24 protein-coding genes are annotated in these 21200 nt (G+C 38.2%); 6 read left to right on the top strand and 18 right to left on the bottom strand.

Going from position 1 to position 21200, the window contains the following annotated elements:
• Positions 1-98: 98 nt before the first annotated feature.
• Positions 99-536 (bottom strand): GerW family sporulation protein, encoded by a 438-nt coding sequence (ytfJ, locus tag IEX94_RS00405; RefSeq protein ID WP_156857718.1) that lies wholly within the window; start codon positions 534-536, stop codon positions 99-101.
• Positions 537-556: 20 nt separating this feature from the next.
• The gene (locus tag IEX94_RS00400) at positions 557-1093 is read right to left on the bottom strand and encodes a DUF2953 domain-containing protein (protein ID WP_188855568.1); all 537 of its coding nucleotides are present in this window, start codon (positions 1091-1093) and stop codon (positions 557-559) included.
• Positions 1094-1237: 144 nt separating this feature from the next.
• On the opposite strand from IEX94_RS00400, the gene IEX94_RS00395 reads away from it, so the two are divergent.
• Positions 1238-2038: an NAD kinase gene (locus IEX94_RS00395; protein WP_229782510.1), complete on the top strand. Its 801-nt coding sequence runs from the start codon at positions 1238-1240 to the stop codon at positions 2036-2038.
• Positions 2039-2124: 86 nt separating this feature from the next.
• On the opposite strand, the gene IEX94_RS00390 is transcribed toward IEX94_RS00395, so the two are convergent.
• From IEX94_RS00390 to refZ, 5 genes are all read right to left on the bottom strand, one after another.
• On the bottom strand, positions 2125-2319 hold the full coding sequence (locus IEX94_RS00390; protein ID WP_156857721.1) for an alpha/beta-type small acid-soluble spore protein: 195 nt from the start codon (positions 2317-2319) through the stop codon (positions 2125-2127).
• A gap of 208 nt (positions 2320-2527) precedes the next feature.
• Positions 2528-3724, bottom strand: a complete 1197-nt coding sequence (thiI, locus tag IEX94_RS00385; protein ID WP_188855566.1) for a tRNA uracil 4-sulfurtransferase ThiI — start codon at positions 3722-3724, stop codon at positions 2528-2530.
• A gap of 6 nt (positions 3725-3730) precedes the next feature.
• A complete protein-coding gene (locus tag IEX94_RS00380; RefSeq protein WP_188855565.1) occupies positions 3731-4870 on the bottom strand; it encodes a cysteine desulfurase family protein in 1140 nt (379 codons plus the stop codon).
• Between the two features lie 773 nt (positions 4871-5643).
• On the bottom strand, positions 5644-7338 hold the full coding sequence (gene ezrA, locus IEX94_RS00375; protein WP_188855564.1) for a septation ring formation regulator EzrA: 1695 nt from the start codon (positions 7336-7338) through the stop codon (positions 5644-5646).
• 395 nt (positions 7339-7733) lie between these two features.
• Positions 7734-8339, bottom strand: a complete 606-nt coding sequence (refZ, locus tag IEX94_RS00370) for a forespore capture DNA-binding protein RefZ (RefSeq protein WP_156857725.1) — start codon at positions 8337-8339, stop codon at positions 7734-7736.
• A 188-nt stretch (positions 8340-8527) separates the two neighbouring features.
• Here refZ and msrC point away from each other — a divergent pair, with 188 nt between their 5' ends.
• Complete coding sequence (gene msrC / locus IEX94_RS00365) at positions 8528-9004, top strand: free L-methionine (R)-S-oxide reductase MsrC (protein WP_188855563.1); 477 nt, start codon at positions 8528-8530, stop codon at positions 9002-9004.
• A 452-nt stretch (positions 9005-9456) separates the two neighbouring features.
• Positions 9457-10059 carry a 30S ribosomal protein S4 gene (gene rpsD / locus IEX94_RS00360; RefSeq protein ID WP_156857727.1) on the top strand — a complete coding sequence of 201 codons (603 nt, stop codon included), beginning with the start codon at positions 9457-9459 and terminating at the stop codon, positions 10057-10059.
• Positions 10060-10240: 181 nt separating this feature from the next.
• Here the strand turns inward: rpsD and IEX94_RS00355 are convergent, their stop codons facing one another.
• The 6 genes from IEX94_RS00355 to IEX94_RS00330 all read right to left on the bottom strand — a co-directional run bounded on the left by IEX94_RS00355 (position 10241) and on the right by IEX94_RS00330 (position 13663).
• Positions 10241-10609, bottom strand: a complete 369-nt coding sequence (locus IEX94_RS00355; RefSeq protein ID WP_188855562.1) for a type II toxin-antitoxin system PemK/MazF family toxin — start codon at positions 10607-10609, stop codon at positions 10241-10243.
• Positions 10610-10612: 3 nt separating this feature from the next.
• On the bottom strand, positions 10613-10795 hold the full coding sequence (locus tag IEX94_RS00350; RefSeq protein ID WP_188855561.1) for a hypothetical protein: 183 nt from the start codon (positions 10793-10795) through the stop codon (positions 10613-10615).
• A 487-nt stretch (positions 10796-11282) separates the two neighbouring features.
• Positions 11283-11783, bottom strand: coding sequence for a YfiT family bacillithiol transferase (locus IEX94_RS00345; protein ID WP_156857736.1), 501 nt, complete (start codon positions 11781-11783; stop codon positions 11283-11285).
• A 104-nt stretch (positions 11784-11887) separates the two neighbouring features.
• Positions 11888-12271, bottom strand: coding sequence for an FAS1-like dehydratase domain-containing protein (locus IEX94_RS00340; RefSeq protein ID WP_188855560.1), 384 nt, complete (start codon positions 12269-12271; stop codon positions 11888-11890).
• A 48-nt stretch (positions 12272-12319) separates the two neighbouring features.
• Entirely contained in the window at positions 12320-12694 is a 375-nt protein-coding gene (locus tag IEX94_RS00335; protein WP_229782509.1) for a hypothetical protein, read from the bottom strand.
• A 213-nt stretch (positions 12695-12907) separates the two neighbouring features.
• Entirely contained in the window at positions 12908-13663 is a 756-nt protein-coding gene (locus IEX94_RS00330) for a FixH family protein (RefSeq protein ID WP_156857732.1), read from the bottom strand.
• 306 nt (positions 13664-13969) lie between these two features.
• Here IEX94_RS00330 and IEX94_RS00325 point away from each other — a divergent pair, with 306 nt between their 5' ends.
• Complete coding sequence (locus tag IEX94_RS00325) at positions 13970-14128, top strand: hypothetical protein (RefSeq protein ID WP_188855558.1); 159 nt, start codon at positions 13970-13972, stop codon at positions 14126-14128.
• A 493-nt stretch (positions 14129-14621) separates the two neighbouring features.
• Here IEX94_RS00325 and IEX94_RS00320 read toward each other — a convergent pair whose 3' ends face one another.
• The 5 genes from IEX94_RS00320 to IEX94_RS00300 all read right to left on the bottom strand — a co-directional run bounded on the left by IEX94_RS00320 (position 14622) and on the right by IEX94_RS00300 (position 19282).
• On the bottom strand, positions 14622-15635 hold the full coding sequence (locus tag IEX94_RS00320) for a Gfo/Idh/MocA family oxidoreductase (RefSeq protein WP_188855557.1): 1014 nt from the start codon (positions 15633-15635) through the stop codon (positions 14622-14624).
• Between the two features lie 159 nt (positions 15636-15794).
• Positions 15795-16706, bottom strand: coding sequence for a PTS system mannose/fructose/sorbose family transporter subunit IID (locus IEX94_RS00315; protein ID WP_156856752.1), 912 nt, complete (start codon positions 16704-16706; stop codon positions 15795-15797).
• Between the two features lie 18 nt (positions 16707-16724).
• Positions 16725-17537 (bottom strand): PTS mannose/fructose/sorbose transporter subunit IIC, encoded by an 813-nt coding sequence (locus IEX94_RS00310; protein ID WP_373290778.1) that lies wholly within the window; start codon positions 17535-17537, stop codon positions 16725-16727.
• A 26-nt stretch (positions 17538-17563) separates the two neighbouring features.
• A complete protein-coding gene (locus IEX94_RS00305) occupies positions 17564-18544 on the bottom strand; it encodes a mannose/fructose/sorbose PTS transporter subunit IIA (RefSeq protein WP_188855556.1) in 981 nt (326 codons plus the stop codon).
• A gap of 366 nt (positions 18545-18910) precedes the next feature.
• Entirely contained in the window at positions 18911-19282 is a 372-nt protein-coding gene (locus IEX94_RS00300) for a DUF956 family protein (protein WP_188855555.1), read from the bottom strand.
• A gap of 239 nt (positions 19283-19521) precedes the next feature.
• On the opposite strand from IEX94_RS00300, the gene IEX94_RS00295 reads away from it, so the two are divergent.
• Together IEX94_RS00295 and IEX94_RS00290 are read left to right on the top strand one after the other, a co-directional pair.
• On the top strand, positions 19522-20295 hold the full coding sequence (locus IEX94_RS00295) for a DeoR/GlpR family DNA-binding transcription regulator (protein WP_188855554.1): 774 nt from the start codon (positions 19522-19524) through the stop codon (positions 20293-20295).
• Between the two features lie 115 nt (positions 20296-20410).
• Positions 20411-21145 (top strand): glucosamine-6-phosphate deaminase, encoded by a 735-nt coding sequence (locus tag IEX94_RS00290; protein ID WP_188855553.1) that lies wholly within the window; start codon positions 20411-20413, stop codon positions 21143-21145.
• The last annotated feature ends 55 nt before the right edge of the window (positions 21146-21200 follow it).

The following is a 21200-nucleotide window of genomic DNA, read 5'->3' as shown; positions in this document are numbered from 1 at the left end:
TCCCGCTCCCAAATAGTTTCAAATATAATTAGGCGGGAGATAACGGACGCTAACACCCTGATTAACTCAACTAGCATTCCGCGGAATGAATTTTCGTTCTATATGTCAAAATTTAGCGGATTGGTCTTTTTCACTTTTTCCTTTTTATCTTTTTTAGAGCCCTTATCTTTCATGATTTTTTCTACCTTGTCGATGACTTGTGGTGTCATTTCGAGGAACTTTTCATAAAGCTGTGTATGTTGATCGAGACGCACCATTTTTATCTCATCATTCTTCACAACAAGAAAGGCGATTGGAGTTAAGGAAACTCCTCCACCACTTCCGCCGCCAAACGGTAGTGTTGCGTCTCCTTCCGTCGACTGCGGACTAAATTCACTTCCTCCAGCCGCAAAGCCAAATCCTACTTTCGATACGGGGATAATTGTACTCCCGTCAGGTGTTTCAATTGAATCCCCGATGATTGTATTTGTTTCTACTAAAGATTGCAGGCTTTCCATTGCCGTTGTCATTAAACCTTGAATTGGATGTTCTTCCATAACAAGTCCCTCCAAATTATTTACTTTTGATTATTGATCACCCGATAAATTTTTAAAAAGGTGTGTAAGCGCAAACGGAAAATACAGTCGAGTCGTGAATATAACCCTTCTCCTTGATAATTGGTTTGTACGGAAACGATTGGCTCGGAATTGAGCTTGCAATACTGCCCCAACACTTTTACCACAAGTTCCTGTCCTGCCCAAAGCCATCCGGCGACCATCCCAGTAATATGAGCTTCCCCAGTACCTATTCCCGTCTCCCAGTCAAATCTTTTCACCTCTATCTTTTTTATAAATGGAAAGATTCGTTTCCAATCGACTACTTCTAACGAATGGACCTTAGCCGATTCTGTAGTGTCATTTAGATCTAGACGTGGCAAGTCAATCGTTCGCTGCCAGATGCGGATGTTCATGACAGACAGAAATAGATCGAGTTTGTGAACAACTGCCAACTCGAATCGATAGGAAAATGCAATATTTATTTTTGAACATGTGATAAAGAGTAAAAAAAGGGTAAATAGAAACAATAGCAAGGAGAGTAGTATAATCCAGAACATAAGGATGCTTCCTTTTTCTTTTCCAGTGATTACTCTTAGCTTGTTCGATTATTATTTTTTTAATCATCATTCGGAATATAATTGGATTATACGATTGCCTGATGATATTATAAAATTATGAAGATAGAACGGGAGGCGCAAACATTGGTGCAACGAAATCAATTATATTTTTTCTATTTAAAAGACGACGAAACAGATGCAAAAGTAGATGCATTAGGAAAGATTGCCGAGGATAATGGCTTTGAGATTGCAAGTCACCCGAATAACGCAAGTATTATTGTAAGTGTCGGTGGTGATGGCACTTTTCTCCAAGCTGTAAGAAAAAGCGGTTTCCGCCAGGATGCTATCTATGTCGGAATTACGCGGACCGGGGAATCTGGCCTATATTGTGATTTTGACCTCGATAATTTCGATGAAATGCTACATAGTTTGATGCATGAAGAATTGGAAGTGCGCAGATTTCCAGTAATTAAAGCACGAATCAATGATGGAACGGAGTATCATTGTTTGAACGAAGTAAGTATCCGTTCCACAATTGTTAAAACGATTGTCATTGATGTTTTGATTGATGATGTATATTTTGAGACATTCCGTGGGGATGGACTAATCGTCTCTACGCCGACCGGAAGTACGGGATATAATAAATCTGCCTATGGTGCAGTTATTGATCCACTCATTGCAAGTTATCAAGTCTCAGAAGTTGCTTCGTTAAATAATAATCAATATCGTACACTAGGCTCTTCCTTTGTTCTAAGTAAAGACCGGAAGCTAACCCTAAATGTTCAGCCAACCGGCAATGACCATCCGATTATTAGTCTAGATAATGAAGCACATCCAATAACGAAAATTTCTTCACTCGAAGTTGACATGGACGAAACGGTCATCAAAACGGTGAAGTTAAAAAATAATTCCTTCTGGGACCGGGTAAGACGGACATTCTTGTAATCTTATCGTTAATAAAAACAGGACGCATGCAAGTTGCGTCCTGTTTTTGCCTTTTTACAGGCTTTGTTTTTCACGTAACTATATAATTATTGACCGCCAAATTGCTGCTGTGCTATTGTTACAAGACGTTTTGTAATTTCGCCTCCAACTGAACCGTTAGCACGGGAAGTCGTGTCTGCACCAAGTGAAACACCAAACTCCTGAGCAATTTCAAATTTCATTTGATCTAACGCTTGTTGTGCACCAGGGACTACTAATTGATTTGAATTATTGTTAGCCATGTTAGCTCACCTCCTTGGTAACTATAGATTGTGTTACTTGGAGAATTATCATACACAACTAAAATTAACAGTTCCTGGTAAATGCCCTAGTTCTTCCCTCAGAACAGTCCAGACGGAAGCCGCACCTACCCTAAAATGATAGCAATGCTTAGTTTCTCTTAAATTTCTACAAAGGTATGCCTAGCTATTTCAGGCTTACAAAATTGCATTATAATAAATCTTCAAACTCTGTATCTTCACTTTTTGCAGTAATATGGATCGTTTCAATGCCTGCAATTGCTTCTTCAATGGACGGACCGAAATCATGGCGTGCTTCCAGTGCATTAATTTTATCACGGCGAGGTCTCGTCTTTGGTGATTTCGGAACAAAAATTGTACAGCAATCTTCATACGGAAGAATTGAAATCTCATAGGTATCAATCTCTTTTGATATGTCCACGACTTCTGCTTTATCCATCGCAATCAATGGACGGATAACTGGATAATTGGTTACTTCATTAATTGCATGCATGCTCTCCATTGTTTGACTCGCAACTTGTCCAAGATTCTCCCCTGTCGTGAGGGATAAAATATTTTCTTGTTCACAAACTGCTTCCGCTATTCGGAACATCATCCGGCGCATGATCGTCATCGCATAGCTATCCGGCATTTCACGGAAAATTTCCTGTTGTAATTTTGTAAATGGTACGATATGGACCTTGATCGACTTCCCGTAACCAACTAACTTCTTCGTAAGGTCAAGCACTTTTTGTCTTGCTCGTTCACTCGTATAGGGAGGTGAATGGAAATGGATGGCTTCAAGTTGAACACCACGCTTCATAGCGAGATATCCTGCAACGGGACTATCAATTCCCCCTGAGAGCAGCAGCAGCGATTTCCCTGCAGTTCCTACAGGCAATCCACCAGCTCCGGAAATATTTTCCGATGTAATGTATGTCGCTTCCTCACGTATTTCAACCTTTATCTCCACATCCGGTTCGTGAACATCAACGGTATAACCTTCTGTATTCACTAACAGATGGCTGCCTACTATCTGATTCATTTCTAAAGAACCATGCGGGAAATTTTTATCCACTCGTTTTGCTGCTACTTTAAATGTACGAGCGTCCGCTTTCTTCAATGCTTCAAGCGCCGCTTCTTTAATCTGCTCCACATCATTCTCCACTTTAAGAGCAAGCGATAAGCTATGAATTCCAAATACTTTTTTGCAAATCTCGATAATCGGTTCTGGCTCATGGCCATTTAGGAGGACAAACATTCTACCTTGTGTTCGTTTTACTTTTGCATTAGGGAAATCTTTCAGTTTGACTTGAAGGTTTTCTTGAAGTGCTTGAATAAAGCTCCGAATGTTCTTTCCTTTTAATGCCATTTCTCCGTAACGTATTAATATATGATCATATTGCATTGTAATCTACCTCAAAACTTCCTTAAATTGATGGATTGCTTCTTTTAGTGAAGCAACAAAACGTTCCATTTCTTCCTGGGTATTGTTATAGGACAAGCTGATCCGTAATCCAGAAATTGTGATCTCTCTCGGTAACCCGCAAGCAGCAAGAACTTTACTCTCATCTTTCTCTTTTGAGGAACAAGCTGATTTTGTAGAGATATAAATCTCCTTTTCACCAAGCATATGAATAATCACTTCCGGTTTAATCCCCGGTACGGACAGGTTAAGAATATGTGGCGCTCCGTTATGAGGACTATTGATCTGGACACCCTCTATACTTTCTAGCTCATTCCATAAATAGTCATGCATCGCTTGTAGATGGTTCGTTTGATTTTGCTGCTTTTCCTTTATCAAGCGTAATGCTCGAACCATCGATACACCCCCAGCGACGTTCTCGGTTCCGGAGCGAAGGCCGTTCTCTTGTCCTCCTCCATGGAAAAGCGGGAAAAGCGAGACTTGCTTCCTTACAAATAGGATCCCCGTCCCTTTTAGACCGTGGATTTTATGCCCGGAAAAACTGCAAAGGTCAATTTGGGCTTTCTGAATATCGAGCGGAACTTTCCCAAGACTTTGAACCGCATCGACATGGAAATATAATTTAGGATAATTGCTTAATAATTTTCCTATTTTCTCAATCGGTTGGATGGTACCGAGTTCATTATTCACATGCATAATACTTACAAGAATCGTATCCTCTCGAATCGCTTCTTTCACATCTCTTACGTCGACCAGCCCTTTCTCATCCACTGGGAGAACCGTTACTTCAAAACCTAGGGTTTCAAGACTTTGACAAGCCTCGTCAACAGATGGGTGTTCGACCGCTGTAGTGATAATATGTTTTCCGCGATTTTGATGTTCTAAGGCAATGCCTTTAATCGCAATATTATTCCCCTCCGTTCCACCTGATGTGAAAATAATCTCATTTGCATCAACTTGCAGGAATGATGCTGCTTGCTGTTTTGCTGTCTGTAGAAGTTTTTCTGTTGCACCTCCGAGTTGATGGACTGATGATGGATTTGCAAAAAATTTCTCTGATGCTTTTTGGTAGCTTTCGACAACGGAGGGATCTGGGATTGTTGTCGCGCTATTATCCAAATAAATCATCAAAAACTCCTCCCTTCCTTATTATTTATTCTATATTGATTTAGATTTACGCCAAATAATTCCTTAAGAATCTTACTGCATTCAGTCTTAAAAAACAAGCCCTTTGCTTGATAATTCAAAGAAACCCTCCCCAATCCACAATCGGAATATACCGTTACGAATTTTAGAAAACCCACAGTCCATAACGCTTATAGCAATTAATCACTTTCATTCAGCGTAAACGTTTAGCATGTTCTCTTGGCTAGATCTCTAATCGCCGTTCAGTTGCCCGGTGGACGGATGCTTTCCGCGGGCACAGCTGGAGCCTCCTCGGGCTACCGCCCTGCGGGGTCTCCAGACTCGTGCTATTCCCGCAGGAGTCACCGTCCACCGGGCAACTGAACTGGTAGAGAGCGTTATTATTATTGGAAATTTTCCCATCATGATGAGAGTTCTATTCCTAAATTAATAAATAGTGTTCCAAATTTGGCTTTTCCCCTCGGAGCAGTCCAGACACCTCGAGACTCCTGCAGGAGGATAGGCATAGGTGAGACCCCGCAGTACGCAAAGCGTACGAGGAGGCTCACCAGCCGCCTGCGGAAAGCGAGAGGTGTCTGGACTGCGGACCCCCAGAAGTAAGTTGCACACACTTACGCTGAATGAAAGCAATAAGTAGTTCATTTAAGTTCGAGATGGGGATATATATTAGGTTTGTGGATTCTTGCGGATGATTCTTTTACATAATGAAAGGCTGTATAAAAGGAGATCCTTTTTATACAGCCTTTTTGCTTATATTAATCATTCACAACTAGTTGGGTTTCTTCAATGCGTTTTAAGGCACCTGGTTCAACTTGTTCAATCGCTTTTGCCGCCTTTTCTAAAGCAAGCTCATATTCATATGCGCGGAATAATCGCTCCGCCTCTACTAATTCAGCAGCAAGCATTGGATTTTTACTCCGGTAACGGTTCGCATATTGAATCACACGCTCTGTTAAATAAGCCTGATCAAGCATCATATCGATTTTTTCTTTAGCTTGTTCGATTGCACTCTCCGCTTCTAACAATGAGCGGTGGACCGCACCTGTATCTAATGGATGTTGTTCCAGCGCCTCTAATACTTTTTTATTTCTCTGTTGTGTTTCTTCTAAGCTCGTCCAGATAAAGGTTGGCACTCCCGGGATATTACTTTTACGCAAGCGGCGGTGCAATTCTTTAATCTGTCCATACATTTCCGCCAACTTATCTTTTGCCAGCAGCTCATCTTTCCTTAATGTCTGAATCGCTTCTTTAAATGTATCATGCTTTTCCTTCAAGTCATCAATCTGCCCCAAGGCCGCTTCAACTCTACCGCGCAATTCACTATGTGCAACATCATTCGCCTCAAGACCTGCCAACACTTCTGTCAATTCGTTATTTAAAGCTTGTGTTTTCTTATCAACTGCAAGGAATTTTTCCAGTTCTTCGTCTTCTACATAATAAGCTTTCTTTAGCTCCTCTACTTCTGCCTTTGTTTCTGTGAAGGATGTATGTAGTGTCATGATTGCCTCTTTGTAAGAGGGAACATTTTGGTCCAGATAGTTCTTCGCCAAAGCCTCTTCCTCAAGCAATTCATACATTTCAGAGATTCTTTCTTCCATTTCATCGAGAACCTTTGTACCTTCCTCTAGATTACCTTCTTCAAGCGTTGTCATCACATCGATAATTCGTTGCTGATATGTACGTATTTCTTTTTCAAAATCAAGATGTTCGATATAAAAACCATCTTGTTTCATTTCTTTCATACCGGAAAGCAGTTGATCCAGTTGAGAAGAAAGTTCGTGCTTCGCTTTCTTATACACTTCAGGAAATGCGTGGATCTTCTCATCCAGTTCTTTTAACTCGACTTTCAACTCATCGACGATTCTTTTCGCTTCCATATAGTTACCGGCAGCACTTTCTTCATGAAAATTCTCTAAAGCTGCTTCCAGTTTGTCCAGCTCTGCATCGAAATACCGATCCGCTTTTGCATATTGGTAGCGGTTTTGTGATATTTGCCTGCGCAATTCACGAATTGCCGGCTCGACTTCTTCTACTTCCATTCTGCTCGACTTCTCGGATTCGAGTAATTCCTCAAGTTCAGATAAGATATTGTCGATACTTCCCTCAATCGATTGAAGGATTTCTTCTGTTTCCTTTAACACTTTCTTCGCTTTAGAAATTCGGAACTTATCCGCTGCATCTTCTGCATCCAGCAAGTGTTCTTCAATATCAGCAAGTTCTTTACCTACGATATAATCCCAGCGTTCCTTCCAAGCTTCAAATTTCTCTTGTGTCTCACCGGATAAAGTGAGATTTTTAATTTTACTGAGTTCACCGGCTACATTTCTCGCCATAATATCTAACTTCCACGCTTCCAAGCGATCCACCTGATCGTACACGCGTTTCCGTAATATTAAACCGATGACGATTAACACAATAATTGCCAAAATAATTCCAATGAATAATTCCATAGCGTACCTCCTAGCCCCATTTCAACAAGAGGATTTATACAAGTAACAGTATGTGTTCAAAAAGGAGGATAAAAAGGACCGAGGTCGGCTAAATTCGCGATTCGTATCACAACGCCGACATGAGCACTTCCTGTGCGCAAGACTTCAAATGCGGCGAAGCTCTCCGCACCGGAATGTACATCGATGGGTACATAGGAGCGGAAAAGCGAACCAACGCAGAAGTTTGATGTGTCATTTTTACCGACTTTTGAACAACCTCTAACATGTATTTAAATATATTTCATTAAATCTGTTATGGTATAGTATTAATATAGCATGTAATCAGTCACTTTGGCTAAGAAAAAGAAAATTTTGTCTAATTTTTATTATTCCCCGTGAAATTTGTCTGTCAAATCCTAGTTTTCGACAATAAATTTTAGCCAGTTTTGAATGGTTTTTACGTATTTATTGACAAAAACTTCATGCGAATAGTCACCGATTACCCGGTCTTTCCATTCATTGTGTAAAATATATGGCGTAATCAACATCCCTTTCAGCTGCATGAGCAAATAATCCTTCTCATCCCCCGGCAATTTCTTTCCCGCTAGAACATTATAAAACGCCGTACGAATATGAAAGTTTTCTTTCGCTAGATAGGTGATTACCATTTCCCGCACGAACACTGAATCAAGAGTTAGTTCACGCTGAATAAAACAAGTCAATTGAAGTTTCGACTGTTTATATTGTATAATTGTGAAAATCAATTCGTTTAGCCGATCGATAGCAGACCAATTCTCCGCTGCTTCCAGTGTAGCCTCTATTGTTTTCAGATACTCTTCATAATATTTTGTAACGGCATATTCAAGCAAACCTTGTTTCCCGTTAAAATAGTAACTGACGGAAGATACATTCACTTTTGCTTTTTGGGCAATGTCTCTCACTGACGTGCCATGGAAGCCTTTTTGAAAAAACAGGGAGGAAGCAGCATGGATTACTTTTTGTTTGGATAGATTTTTCTTCAATATACTCAGCTCCTTACCTATCCAATACGACAAACTTGCTGGAAATCCTGCAACTTTTGTTCGACAGGAATTTCATCCATGTCGAAACCTACTGATAGTTACATACATCTATCTTACTGGAAATGAAGTGCAAAGCTCAAGTCCATTCAATCGGCAAATAGAATAACGAGAAATTGAGGGGGATTATGATGTTTGAACAACTTACTTATTCAGATCGAATAAAAGCATATGAATTATTAATCAAACAGCTTCAAGCACTATCTGAGGATGAGAAAGACGAGACTGCGCTGCTTGCTAATGCCTCGAGCTTATTGAATCAGTTTCTAGATCAAGTGAACTGGGTCGGATTCTACCTTTGGAAGAACGATGAACTCGTACTAGGACCATTCCAAGGATTGCCGGCTTGTGTACGAATTCCATATGGTAAAGGAGTTTGTGGCACGGCGATCAAGGAGAAAGAAACCCAACTCGTTGCAGACGTCCATGCATTCCCTGGACATATTGCTTGCGACACAGCGAGTAATTCTGAGATCGTTGTTCCGATTTTACGAAACGGAGAAATATATGGTGTCCTGGACATCGATAGCCCAATTAAAGACCGCTTTGACGAAACCGATAAACATTATCTTGAGAAGTATGTTGAGGCATTGATCGCTTATCTCTAAGCAAAAAACGAGTATCTTTTTCTAGGCACTGCTCATTTTTTATGATGTATATCCGTCAACCTATTTTAAATCGCTAGAATGTATTGCTGTCTTTAATATATATCACACATGAGCTAGTTCCTGTTTTTCTATGTAAAGTTGCTTTATTCATTCTAAACACCATTCTTTTTAGACGTCTAAAATGAAAATGTACGGAAACTACTAATCAACAATAGATTATTTATATTTCTAATTGACTTCCCCGCTAATAACTTATATAATATAACTTGTGTAAATTTAAGGTAGCCTTTGCGCTCAGTGCATTGCCACTAGTTTGTTCCTTATGCAGAAATAAGGGTGTATCGTGTAACTCTCTGCTGCTGGAGCGATGGTACAAGAAAAACAAACTAGCCAGTGTAATTGACGTGGTGATTTATTTTTATACAAAAATAAAATCGAAGGAGGAAATGTCTATGGCACGCTATACAGGTCCTGTATGGAAAAAGTCTCGTCGTTTTGGCATTTCATTAACTGGAACAGGTAAGGAATTAGATAAGCGCCCTTACGCTCCTGGACAACATGGTCCAAACCAAAGAAAAAAGCTTTCTGAATATGGATTACAGCTTCAAGAGAAGCAAAAATTACGTTATATGTACGGATTAAACGAGCGTCAATTCCGTAACCTATTCAATAAAGCAGGTAAAATGAAAGGGATTCATGGTGAGAACTTCATGATTTTACTTGAATCTCGTCTTGATAACCTTGTTTACCGCTTAGGTCTTGCTCGTACACGCAAACAAGCTCGTCAGCTTGTAAACCATGGTCACGTTCTAGTTGATGGCCGTCGTGTAGATATTCCATCTTACACTGTTACTCCTGGTCAAACAATCGGCTTACGCGAACGTTCAAAAGATCTTGACATCGTGAAAGAAGCAATCGAAGTGAACAGCTTCGTACCAGAGTACACAACATTCAACGCAGACAACATGGAAGGTTCATACACTCGTTACCCAGAGCGCTCTGAGCTTCCAGCAGAGATTAACGAATCTCTTATCGTTGAGTTCTACTCACGTTAAGATTTTAACTTTGCAAACTATAGCATAAAAGCCTTTGAAGTGCTGATACATCAGCATTTCTAGGCTTTTTCTATTTTATCAAGAATGCAGGATAAAGCATAGAAATGTATGTATTTGGGGCTGTTTAGATTTGTATCATCCTTGATTTTCACAAAAATAAAAACCATAATAGTAATGAATACTACCATGGTTCTTCTCCCGAATCTAAAAACTCATTAATTTTTAATAACGCATTTTTTAAATCAAAATCAACTAATTGTCCAATATAATCTTTTTTATTAAATACATTTGCATCAACAGTTGCAATGTTATTTGCTTTAACATATGATTTTTTATCTAAACCTGCATTTTTCCATTGGAATATAGGAGATTTCCATTTATCATATTTACCTTCAAAATCCTTTATCTCCGCACCTGTAATAGTTGCAAAAGATGCGATAACAGGTGAACCATTTTCAAAGTCATATATGACAACTGGTCTTGTTTCAACTTCAGACGTTTTAGGGTAAGTAACTGTTAACCAATACACATCACCAATATTTAGCTTCATACTTTACTTTTTAAATTCTTCAAACCACTTAACTTGCTTAGGGTCCTTAGAATCAATCTTAACTTTCCCATTTACTGAATTTAAATGTGGAATTCTTCTTGTATGATTTTTTGACTTTATGCTCTTTCTAAGTTCTGCTACAGTCATATCCTCATCCCCTTTACCTCTTTTATCGTCACTATTCATACATATCACATCCTTACTTATATGTATGAATAGTATCGCTGTCAATTGTCAATAAAATACCTATGTTTGAAAAACATCTTTGAAAACATCTTGTATTATAAGTATATCATCTTCATACTTAATGTAAACCTTATAAGGTTAAATTTGCATTGAATAACCAAATTTACACCTGATTGCTACTATGAACAGTTTATTTCTCCTCTGGAAAAGTTAAATCCGTTACATTGTTCAAGTTTGAAAAATCTTTATTTACATTCCGCTTCATGAAGTCCTCAAGTTCAAAGGTAGATACTTTAAGCCTCCCAAGCTTTAAAGCCTGGAGATGGCCATGCCTAACAAGATCATAAGCATCATTTCTGCTGATTGAATAGTTTCCTTCTCAACCAATCCTAACCATTTAAGAATAGCCTTGTTTAATTCATCTCCCGAATCTAAAAGTTCGCTAATTTTTAATAATGCATTTCTAAAATCAGAATCAACTAGTTGATTATTTAGCTAATGCAAGTTTAATGTGAGCCAAGTGATGCTCTTCATGCCAGGCTAATTTGGCTACCTTGGTTGCAACGGTTATTTTTCCGTTTATTTCATGTGTAAAGGTTCGTTTTAATTGATCTTCCGTTAAGCTATTTCCCAAAGCTACAATCCGCTCATTGATCCCTTCTAACATTTTAATAGAAGGTTCTACAGGGAGTTCTGTATCCGGTTGAACTGCCCACTCATCTTGAATGAAGTTTGGTACGGTTGGATTATCATCTGTCAAAGCAAGTTTTAACCGTTGGAACATGTTCAACTGAGAGTCTGCAATATGATGAACGAGCTGCCTCACGTTCCAACTACCATCCCGATACGTTTTGCTTAGTTCCTCACCATTCAATGAATCGACGGTTTCTCTTAATCGACCCGTATATGACTCAATTTGCTTTAACCATTCTTGAACATTTTCTAATGTTACCTTTTCCGGAACTTCTAATTCACCAATTGGGAACATGACATCCTTATTCAAAACGCTTCTCCCCCATCCTATAAGTAATCATAATCTATCGATCTTCTATTCTTAGCGTACCAACAACCCAGTTAAGCGTCAAATAAGTTTCAATCCGTCAAGATTACTCCAGCAAAATATCCGCTTAGTACTTCCTTTTCATGTTGATTCACACATGTAAACGTTGCCATAATGGAAAATCGATTATTCTTTTTCTTTTCCAATTCCTCGATTGTTACTTCACAGCTAATTGTATCTCCGGTGAAAACAGGTCTAAAGAATTCAAATTTCATTGTACGAGCTAATACGTTATAGTCTCCCCCAACCTTCGTCGGCAATGTAGCAGTCAGCAACCCTTGAACTACTAACCTTCCAAGTTCATCGGGCTCCGTATGATGGTCTCCTTCATCTTTAGATACTGTTGTAAACATTGCGACATCTTTTTTTGTGAATGTCCGTTCAAAACGGATGATATCTCCAATTTGTAAATCCAAGTAAATCTCCTCCCGTAGTATTCGTATCTTAGCAATATCATACCTTTCTTAATGCTGGTCTGCAAAAAGCCACCAATATAATGTACTAAGAAAGCCTAACAAACTTGTAATGCAGATGATGATTAAACTGCTCCAACTGATGATGTTTTCTCCCGTTAAACCACTGTAGAGTGCCGGTACCGCCCATGGAAAATATTCACCGTGTCCTACAGCTGCAACAATTTGAGAAGAAATAAGTGTAATAATGACAAAGCCTACCGGAGCTAAATATCCACGACTATAACTTGCAAAGAAAGCAACAGGAGTACTTAGAACAATGGTTAACATAGTAACGATTAGTATGACATAAAGACTCTGCATCACAATGGCTGAAGACCATTGTGGAAGTCCTACGATCCACCCAATAAAAAAACCGACAGTCACTCCCGCTTTCACCATCTGCTTTATTGCTTCATGAGCCGGATCATACTATTTGCATGTGCCGCTATCATAACAATATTCTCCTGTCCCTAATTCAGTAGATGATTTGTTGCAATAATACACCCTAAAACCTCTAAGAATAATCCAATTCTCTCCAATTACATAACATAAAATAGTGCGGAGCTTTTTTAATAGCCCGCACTAATATTATAAGTACTATTCAACTTCAATCATATATTCATCATGCTCATGAAGATCTGCGTCATCTTCAACATGAATGACAAGCTTATACGTTCCTGGTTCGGTAAATTCGTGAGCTGCAATGTACTCTCCAGCTACTGTTTCTTCAGCATCAACCCAAGCTGTATTCTCATCGTCTCCTTCTGGGGCAATTTCATAACGAACGATTGCATCTTCCATTGCTTTATCTTCCAACTGTAGATGGACAGTCAGATCAATTACTTCATTCGTTTGAACGGTATCTGGCTCCATGAAGTGCAAATGGAAGCCGTCTGTATGAGCGTTGTGTTCATGATGTGCGTGATGTCCAGATTCCCCTGCTGCTTCACCGCCATCACCGACGATAATGGATTTAAGTGGCATCGTATGCAAACCACGAGCAGTCGTGTGGGCATATATTTCGTACGTACCATCTTCCGGGAAAGTCACTTCTGCCGTATATCTTCCGTCTTCTGTATGTATACCGTCTATTTCGGAACTGTCATCTTCATCACCTTTTAACCAATACTCAAAGTTCACTTCATCCGCATCCTCAACAAGCTCGTCTCCATAGCTGACAATAGCTTCAAGTTCGACGGTTTCTCCTGGTTCAGCAGTTTCCGGAACATTGAACTCTACTTCAAGCGCAACTAACTCATCCGTTCCTTCTGTTACTTCCTCCTTTTCCCCATTTCCACACGCTGAAAGTAAAAGAATTAATACGATAATAAATGGCGTAATGATTTTTTTCATATAAATCCTCCATATCAATTTTTCTTGTTTCTTATGCTTGAAAGTACATTAATACCAGGCTTGGCTGGTAATGATTGTCGTCTGTAGTAGGAAGTCACGGCAAATAGCTTGTTCTTCTCATCCTTTTGTTCTGGTAAGGGAAAACAGAATTAAACAAGTTCTAACGACACCTAATATAACCTTATCAAAGAAACGAACCCCTTTCAATGGCAATTCATGAACAGTTTGTGTCAAGCTTTTCTTAGTACCCTTTTCACTCGAGTATTTTTGGCACTCTTTTTTGTGTCTTCAAGTAGCTTTTTGGTAATGAGAAAAACAAGCAAGACAGGACGCAAGCCGCTTAAGGATATTTTATATGAGCTTTATATGATTAAACAAACAGAACGGTTCCATACATTCTATCTCTTGCATGAAAATATGGATAAATTCATTTTGACAAATATTATGAGGACATTTATCGCGTGAACTGGAGGTGATAGCAATGAACGAGAAAACACTAAAAAATCTTTCATAACTTGGAAGAACTTAGCATGGTCCCTGAACAATTTTTGGCTGTGAATCCCGCCTAAAACATATTATGGACGAAGAATCAGCTAAGCACGAAGCTGAACTCTGGGCACAACCGAAGAAAAAAGGGAGAAAGAATAGCTAAAGAAGTAATAACGCAGCGCCTTTTAGCAAATGAAGCGTACGTTTAACATATTATGGAAATAACGGATCTGATAAAAGAAGAAGCTCTTGAAATCCAGCATAATATGGATAAATAAGAACAAGAAAGGCTTATAAATCTTTAATAAGTGAAACAATCATATTAATGAGCATATGATTGTTTCACTTTTTACTCCATTATGGTTCATTTTCAATACTTTTCCTTAAATGATGCTGTTATGACCTCTATCGTAATCTAGGCTAATCCCAAATTCCTTATCTAGAATTTATAATAGAATCAGGCATTGTTTTACCCCAAATTTTTAATTCCAGTTTCTAGTATTTCCATTTGCAACAATGTCTGTTCGTCTGTAATCGTTTTTTCTTTTCCATTTATGATGGCTTCATATAAATCATCATAAACTCTTCCATAATCGCCATTTACAGATGTCACTTTTTCTTCATGGATACCTTCTTCATCCATATATGTTAGTACACCGTAATGTTCTATTGTATCCACACCAAAATCTTTATTATTAGGCATATAAAATAACTTTAAGTGTTCTTCCTGGCGATCTTTAGTTTTTTTCACAAAGCTCCCTTTTTTGCCATAAACGACAAAGCTGGGTCTCTCTTTGATTCTAAAATAACTCGATTTAACAGATACCTTTAAATTACCATAATATAAATCCAAATCAAAGTAATCATTCATTCTTCCTTGTCCTAATAATTGCCTTACATCATAGTGTATATCATCCGGTTTACCGAAATAACTAATAACCTGATCTATTGTATGCGTACCATGCGCATATAAAAATGACTCAACACGATCAAATGAATGGGCAGACTCCGGTATTTCAGGACGATAATAGTCAAAATGCATTTCCACTTCTAGTAAGTCACCTAGTTTTCCTTCTTCAATAACCTTTTGAACGGTTAAAAAGTCGCTATCAAAACGTCTATTTTGATACGGCTGAACAATTAATTCTTTTTCTCTGGCCATTGCAAATATTTCTTTAGCCTGTTCAGAGGTTTCCATAAAAGGTTTTTCAACCAAACAGTGTTTATTATGTTCTAATACTAATTTTGCGTATTCATAATGACTGTCCATTCCTGTACAAATCACAATGAGTTGAATTTCCTTATCATTTAATAGTTCACCTAAATCAGAAATATAATTTACTCCAGGAATCCGATCCCAGCTTTCACGGTTAGGATTTCTTTGATAGATTGTTTTTACTTTTATATTCTCTCTTTGTTGTACAAACGGCAGATGATATCTATTTGTACTTTTCCCATTTCCAATAAACCCTATTGTTAACATAATAAACTCCTTATCTAATTAATATCCTTAGTTAATACTAGTATAATCTTCACAACCCACACGATCAAAAACCTGAACCGTCATGTTAAAAAGCCACCCACCCTTGTAGATAGGACGCCACATTAATCCTACCTTAAGCGTACGGATGATGAGGATTTTTTACATGATACCTAATACGTGGAAGACTACACCTGCAACGAACAATCCTAGAATGATTACAATTGGGTTAACTTTCTTGTTAAGCAACCACATACAGAAAAGCGTTAACAGCAATGGAGCTAAACCAGGAATTAACATATCCAAGTTATCTTGTAAAGTGGTTATTTCGGTCTCACTCAACGAAAGACCAGCAGCCATCTGTTCCAGCGCAGTTTTAATCCCTTCTGCACCTGCAGGTAAATTTGCCCAATCAATATAAGCACCCTCGCTCAGTTTAACTGAAGAAACAATCGGTGTAAATGTTATCGATACCCATCGGTTTACTAATGCACCAAGGATGAACATACCAAGGATGGATGCCCCCTTCGTAATATCCTGAAGCAGGCCACCAGATAAGTCTTCCGTGATTTTAGAACCGGCTTTGTAACCGAGTTCTTGTGTATACCACATGGTTCCCATACGAATGAGGTTCCAGAAAACAAAGTAAATAATTGGACCAAGGGGGTTACCGGTCATAGCTAGTGAAGCCGCCAATGCACCAAGGATTGGCTTAACAGTGAACCAGAAAAGTGGATCCCCTACACCCGCTAATGGCCCCATCATACCTACTTTAACCCCTTGAATTGCAACATCATCAACAGGAGCACCATTTGCACGTTCTTCTTCAAGTGCTAATGTTACACCAAGAATAGGTGAAGCTACATATGGGTGAGTATTAAAAAACTCTAAGTGTCGTTGTAAAGCAGCTGAACGATCCTCCTTAGTTGTATATAATCTCTTGATTGCGGGAATCATCGAATATACCCAGCCACCATTTTGCATACGTTCATAGTTCCAAGATCCTTGAAGAAAAGTTGAACGCCACCAAATAGCAATACGATCTCTTTTAGTTAATCTTATTTCTTGTTCCATTTTATGTCTGCCTCCTTTTTAATAATTATCAATAATATCGCCTAGTGGATCACCAAAGTTGCCGCCGTTTCCGCCGCCAGAATCACCCTTTTTAGAAAGTGCAATATAGATAAGTGCAAGAGACAAGCCGATAACACCAAGACCGATAAGTGTGATTTCCGAAACTGTTGCTAAAACAAAACCAATCGCGAAAAATGGCCATACTTCTCTGGTAGCCATCATGTTAATAACCATTGCATAACCAACCGCTACGACCATTCCACCACCAATTGCTAAACCATCTGTTAGCCAAGATGGCATAGCTTCAAGTAATCCTCTAACCGGACCCGCCCCAATAGCTAATATTAATCCAGCCGGAATAGCAATACGTAATCCTTGTAGTGAGACAGCAATCATTTGCCACATTTCAATTTTCCGGATATTACCTTCTTCAGCAGCACTATCCATAATGTGTACGATCCCTGTCGTAATTGTCCGAACAATAATTGTCAATAATAAACCTGCAACTGCAAGTGGAACGGCGATAGCGATTGCAGAAGATACACCGGCTTCACCTTGTCCACTTAAAACTAATATAATTGCAGAAGCTACGGATGCAAGCGCAGCATCCGGTGCGACAGCAGCGCCGATATTTGCCCAACCTAAAGCAATCAATTGCAGGGTACCGCCGAGAATAAGGGCTGGTACTAATTGTCCTGTAACTAAGCCGATGAGCGTACAAGCAATAATTGGTTGATGAAAATGGAATTGGTCTAAAATCCCTTCCATTCCAGCTATAAATGCTATGATCAAAATTAATATTATTTGAATTACATTCAAATCCAAAACCATGATTAATCCTCCTTTACCCTTTACAATTAGGGTCTTTTGTTTAACTCCTCTTGCGCCCGTTTGAGAATTTCGTCCATGTTCTGTTTTGTATCACTAGGGACTTTACGGACATCAAACTTCAAACCAAGTTTTTTCAATTTAGCGAAAGTATCAATATCATCTTGGTCAAATGCCAACGTCCTATTCGGTTGAACTTTACCTGTTGAATGTGCCATTGAACCTACGTTGATTGTATCCAATGGAACGCCACCTTCAACTGCTTTAAGCAAGTCTTGTGGAGTTTCAAAAAGAAGTAGCGCACGCTGTCCTCCGAAGTGTTGATCATCTTGTGCAAGCTCAATCATTTTATGGATGGGAACAACATGCGCTTTTACTCCCGGTGGAGCAGCTTCTTGGATCATTTTTTTACGAAGTTCATCCTTCGCAACAACATCAGATACAACGATAATGCGAGTTGGATTTGTCGCTCTTGTCCAAGAAGTTGCGACTTGCCCGTGAAGTAAACGTGTATCGATACGTGCCAAAACATATTCAAATTTACCAGGCGTTCCTACATTTGAAGCTTTAGCAGCAGCTGGTTTTGTTGCTGGTACTTTTGGTTGTAAATTTTCAGGTAATACATTGATGCCTTCCTTCGCTGTATTCAAAATATGTGTAGCAATTTCATGCGATGTGTTCATTGACATTCGTGACGCGAATGCTTCAATTAACATCGGCAAGTTCAAACCAGCAACAATTGCCCAAGCGTCCTTACGTTCGCGTTCTTCTAACAGGGCATTTGCTTGATTGAAAGGGGTTCCTCCCCATAGATCAACTAGGAATAATACTTCATCTTGATTGTCAAAAGAGGCGATTGCTTCTTTCATCTTTTCCCTAATATCATTAGGACCTTCACTTGGTGTAAGTACAACAGCTTTCACATTTTCTTGCTCCCCAAAGATCATTTCTCCAGATTGCAAGATACCATTGGCAAAATCACCATGACTTGCAAGAATAATTCCTACCATCTTTTTACCTCCTTTTATAATTTGTTACAGATTAATAATATAAATAACTTTAAAAGAATCTGTAATCACTATTATTAATGCGGAACTTCTAGTAAGTTTATTCCGTAACAATAGATTACGAACAGAATGATCATTCTTCTTTTCATCTTCACAAAAAGTAGGTTTTAATACTTGGTACCGTATTCGGTTTACCGTATTAAAATAATTTCTTTAGTAAAATTTATGGATAAAGGATATTAAAACTGCATTGATTACCACTTCTGCAAGAAAGTCACATTACATTTTACGTATAAAATCCTTTTACTCGCTGATTGATGAATTTCTGTAAGGAATCCCTAACAGAAAGCTGTCATGAACGTAACAGGATTACCTTTTGAAAACACCCTTCAATCCGCGTTTAATAACGTCGAAGAAACTTAATGATTGAACCATGCGATTCGGGTCAACGTATTTACGAACTGCTATGAAAACATCTCGTGGTTTTTTAGAAGAAAATGAAAACGTTCCATTTTTCTTCGTTTGAACAGCAAAACGTGGAATCCATTTCCCTTTAAACATGACTGAAGCAATTACGTAATCAACTTCCTCCCAGGGAATTTGAATAAACTTACTAGGGTCCCTACTATTGTAAAATTCAAAGCCTTTATCTCCAATCATGATTTTACCATACTCCGAAAGACCCAGATGCGAGGTTGCATCGACTACTAAATCGACTTTTGAATTGATTGATCGGACCATTCGACCTACTCCATTTCTTTATTGAATCTAATAATGATAGTATTTTTCCCTCTATTCGTTTTCCTCCCCTCTATTAATTGTAAGGGTTCTCACAACAATATTATACCTAACAAAACAACATAAGTAAACAGTTTTCAGTCCCTTATGTTAAATCTTGTTGTACTTTTTGTGAATAAATGTTACGTTTGTTTTATCCAGACCATTAGATATTGCTACCTTTAATTTTAGGGGGGTTGAGATTGAATCAGGTTAAAAGACGAAAATTAATATTAGAAATGATAAAAGTAAATGGCGAAGTGAGATCTAAAGAGCTAGCCAAACAATTTGGTGTTTCAACGATGACGATAAGTCGCGATTTAAATGAATTAGAAAAGGAAGGTGAAATTAATCTAATTTATGGAGGGGCAACATATAAGGAAAATAGTATTTTAGAAAAGCCAATGTCTATCAAAGAATTAGCAAATATTAATGAAAAAAAAGCTATCGGCAACTATTGCAATAAAATTATTCCATCTGGTAGTTTGGTTTTCATAGAAACCGGAACAACTACGCTCGCAGCAGCAAAAGAAATATTCCAAAAAAAGAATTGTACATTCTATACAAACTCGTTATTAGTTATGAATTCACTCTCAAATTATGAAGAAATAAATTTGTATTCCGTTCCAGGTAAATACCGTGATCTTTCTCAAGGATTTTTAGGTATTCAAGTTAGTGATTTCATTCAAAATTTTAATTTTGATTATTGTTTAATAGGCGCCGAAGGGATTAGTGTTACCTCGGGAGTTACTCTGCTAAATGATAACGATGCCTTTACGAAAAGAGCTGTTATGAAACGATCGAAATGTAAAATTCTTGTAGCTGATAGTAGTAAATTTGGAAAGGACTATGCTTATAAAATTGGAGAAGTACATGATTTTGATTATATTGTTACAAATAACAATATAGACGAAAAGACTTATCAGGATATAAAAGAAATGACTAAAATTGTAGCAGTTAATCAACCTAAGACTTAGCCGGCGGTAGTTAGCTGTTAGAACTGTAAGTGAATGATATATAAATCTAAAATTCGATTTACAAATTTGCATGTATGCATATTACGGTATATTAAAGATAAGAGGAGAATGCTTTATGAATATTATTAAAGTTAAAAATTACGATGAGTTATCACAAAAGTCATTTGAGGTCATCAAAGAGACGTTGGAAAACAATGATGAGCCGAGCATTAATACGACAACAGGTGCAAGTTATGATGGAACATTTGAATTGCTTGTGGAAGCAATTAATAACGATGACCTCAAGATCAATCATTCCATCTTCACCAATTTGGATGAGTATATTTCAGAAAGAGATAAAAAGTTTACGGTATATACGTATATGCACAAAAAGTTTTATGATCTAATAAAATCTAAGCCTAAATTTATCGGCCTTATGGATGGAAGTGTCAGCGATATACAAAATGAAATCGATCGTTATAACGAGATCTTGACGAAGTATCCAAGAGATCTACAAATTGTCGGTTTAGGTACAAATGCTCATTTAGCAGCCAACGAACCTGGTACAGATTTTAATTCACGACTTTTCTTAGCTGACAGTGATGAATCAACAATTCAAAGTACAATGAAATATCAAGGTTTAACTCGTGAAGAAGCTCCTACGCAAATGTTGACAATGGGGCTTGCCGATATTATGGAAGCAAAACATATTTTAGTTGCTTCATCAGGTGAGAGAAAGGCACAGGCCGTTAAGGATACACTCGAAGGACCTATTACCGAGGATGTCCCAGCTTCTATTTTACAAAAGCATCCTAATGTGACATTCATCATGGATGAAGCTGCTGCATCATTATTAACAAAAAATTATTAATCCTCAGAAGTACAAAGAGTAAATTAAAGAGGCTGGGACATAACTATTCTAATAT

The sequence above is a fragment of the Oceanobacillus indicireducens genome (assembly GCF_014647195.1).
Classification (GTDB): Bacteria; Bacillota; Bacilli; order Bacillales; family Amphibacillaceae; genus Oceanobacillus; species Oceanobacillus indicireducens.
Note: the sequence above shows the minus strand (reverse complement) of the source record. Positions and strands in the feature narration are given on the sequence as shown.

Coding starts and splice junctions, on each gene's coding strand:
- ytfJ (WP_156857718.1), bottom strand. CDS start 536: ATGGAAGAACATCCAATTCAAGGTTTAATGACAACGGCAATGGAAAGC.
- IEX94_RS00400 (WP_188855568.1), bottom strand. CDS start 1,093: ATGTTCTGGATTATACTACTCTCCTTGCTATTGTTTCTATTTACCCTT.
- IEX94_RS00390 (WP_156857721.1), bottom strand. CDS start 2,319: ATGGCTAACAATAATTCAAATCAATTAGTAGTCCCTGGTGCACAACAA.
- thiI (WP_188855566.1), bottom strand. CDS start 3,724: ATGCAATATGATCATATATTAATACGTTACGGAGAAATGGCATTAAAA.
- IEX94_RS00380 (WP_188855565.1), bottom strand. CDS start 4,870: ATGATTTATTTGGATAATAGCGCGACAACAATCCCAGATCCCTCCGTT.
- ezrA (WP_188855564.1), bottom strand. CDS start 7,338: ATGGAATTATTCATTGGAATTATTTTGGCAATTATTGTGTTAATCGTC.
- msrC (WP_188855563.1), top strand. CDS start 8,528: ATGTTTGAACAACTTACTTATTCAGATCGAATAAAAGCATATGAATTA.
- rpsD (WP_156857727.1), top strand. CDS start 9,457: ATGGCACGCTATACAGGTCCTGTATGGAAAAAGTCTCGTCGTTTTGGC.
- IEX94_RS00355 (WP_188855562.1), bottom strand. CDS start 10,609: ATGAAGCTAAATATTGGTGATGTGTATTGGTTAACAGTTACTTACCCT.
- IEX94_RS00350 (WP_188855561.1), bottom strand. CDS start 10,795: ATGAATAGTGACGATAAAAGAGGTAAAGGGGATGAGGATATGACTGTA.
- IEX94_RS00345 (WP_156857736.1), bottom strand. CDS start 11,783: ATGTTCCCAATTGGTGAATTAGAAGTTCCGGAAAAGGTAACATTAGAA.
- IEX94_RS00330 (WP_156857732.1), bottom strand. CDS start 13,663: ATGAAAAAAATCATTACGCCATTTATTATCGTATTAATTCTTTTACTT.
- IEX94_RS00325 (WP_188855558.1), top strand. CDS start 13,970: ATGAGAAAAACAAGCAAGACAGGACGCAAGCCGCTTAAGGATATTTTA.
- IEX94_RS00320 (WP_188855557.1), bottom strand. CDS start 15,635: ATGTTAACAATAGGGTTTATTGGAAATGGGAAAAGTACAAATAGATAT.
- IEX94_RS00315 (WP_156856752.1), bottom strand. CDS start 16,706: ATGGAACAAGAAATAAGATTAACTAAAAGAGATCGTATTGCTATTTGG.
- IEX94_RS00310 (WP_373290778.1), bottom strand. CDS start 17,537: ATGGTTTTGGATTTGAATGTAATTCAAATAATATTAATTTTGATCATA.
- IEX94_RS00305 (WP_188855556.1), bottom strand. CDS start 18,544: ATGGTAGGAATTATTCTTGCAAGTCATGGTGATTTTGCCAATGGTATC.
- IEX94_RS00300 (WP_188855555.1), bottom strand. CDS start 19,282: ATGGTCCGATCAATCAATTCAAAAGTCGATTTAGTAGTCGATGCAACC.
- IEX94_RS00290 (WP_188855553.1), top strand. CDS start 20,411: ATGAATATTATTAAAGTTAAAAATTACGATGAGTTATCACAAAAGTCA.